Source organism: Streptococcus cameli, assembly GCF_053207365.1.
This window is the reverse complement of sequence record NZ_JBRUIM010000012.1, coordinates 1-1,983: the sequence shown is the minus strand read 5'-3', so window position 1 is coordinate 1,983 and position 1,983 is coordinate 1. Positions and strand designations below refer to the sequence as shown.

Annotated in this window: 1 protein-coding gene; it reads right to left on the bottom strand. The window is 41.8% G+C overall.

Annotation, left to right across the window (positions count from 1 at the left end):
- On the bottom strand, positions 1–1,879 hold a 1,879-nt coding region (locus tag ACVR1I_RS10865), incomplete at its 3' end, for a DUF445 family protein (protein ID WP_447444023.1).
- Positions 1,880–1,983: the final 104 nt, after the last annotated feature.

The window sequence follows — 1,983 nt, the reverse complement described above, 5'->3', positions numbered from 1 at the left end:
CTGATACGGACTCAGAGATGGATTCTGATACCGATTCAGAGATTGACTCACTTACTGATTCGGATACTGACTCAGAAATTGATTCTGATACTGACTCAGAGATGGACTCACTTACTGATTCGGATACGGACTCAGAAACGGATTCGGATACCGATTCAGAGATGGACTCAGAAACGGATTCAGATACTGACTCAGAGATGGACTCACTTACTGATTCGGATACTGACTCAGAGATTGACTCGCTTACTGACTCAGAGATTGACTCGCTTACTGATTCGGATACGGATTCAGAGATTGATTCAGAAACGGATTCTGACACTGACTCAGAAACTGATTCTGAGATTGACTCAGATACTGATTCGGATACCGATTCAGATACTGATTCAGAAACTGATTCAGAAACTGACTCAGATACGGACTCTGATACTGACTCGGATACTGACTCAGAAATGGATTCTGACACTGACTCAGATACTGATTCAGAAATGGACTCAGAAACGGATTCTGATACTGACTCAGAAATGGACTCAGAAACTGATTCTGAGATTGACTCAGAAACTGATTCTGAGATTGACTCAGATACTGATTCGGATACCGATTCAGAAACTGACTCTGATACGGACTCTGATACTGATTCGGAGATTGACTCACTTACTGACTCAGAAATGGATTCTGATACTGACTCAGAAATGGACTCAGAAATGGACTCAGAAACGGATTCAGATACGGATTCTGATACTGACTCAGAAATGGATTCTGACACTGACTCAGAAATGGATTCACTTACTGACTCAGATACTGATTCAGAAATGGACTCAGATACGGATTCGGATACTGACTCAGAGATTGACTCGGATACCGATTCAGAGATGGACTCAGAAACGGATTCTGAGATGGATTCAGATACTGATTCGGATACGGATTCAGAAACGGATTCGGATACGGACTCTGATACTGATTCGGAGATTGACTCACTTACTGACTCAGAAATGGATTCTGATACTGACTCAGAAATGGACTCAGAAATGGACTCAGAAACGGATTCAGATACGGATTCTGATACTGACTCAGAAATGGATTCTGACACTGACTCAGAAATGGATTCACTTACTGACTCAGATACTGATTCAGAAATGGACTCAGATACGGATTCTGATACTGACTCAGAAACGGATTCAGATACTGACTCAGAGATGGACTCACTTACTGATTCGGATACTGACTCAGAAACGGATTCTGAGATGGATTCAGATACTGATTCGGATACTGATTCAGAAACGGATTCGGATACGGACTCTGATACGGACTCTGATACTGATTCGGAGATTGACTCACTTACTGACTCAGAAATGGACTCAGAAACTGATTCAGATACGGATTCTGATACTGACTCAGAGATGGACTCACTTACTGATTCGGATACTGACTCAGAAACGGATTCTGAGATGGATTCAGATACTGATTCGGATACTGATTCGGATACTGATTCAGAAACGGATTCGGATACCGATTCAGAAATGGATTCTGATACTGACTCAGAGATTGATTCGGATACCGATTCAGAGATGGACTCACTTACTGACTCAGAAACGGATTCTGAGATTGACTCAGAAACGGATTCGGAGATTGACTCACTTACTGATTCTGACACTGACTCAGAAACTGATTCAGAAATGGATTCTGATACTGACTCAGAGATTGATTCACTTACTGACTCTGATACTGACTCAGAGATGGATTCTGATACTGACTCAGAAATGGATTCTGATACCGATTCAGAGATGGACTCACTTACTGACTCAGAAATGGATTCTGATACTGACTCAGAGATTGACTCGCTTACTGATTCGGATACTGACTCTGATACTGATTCGGAGATTGACTCACTTACTGACTCAGAAATGGATTCTGATACTGACTCAGAAATGGACTCAGAAATGGACTCAGAAACGGATTCAGATACGGATTCTGATACTGACTCAG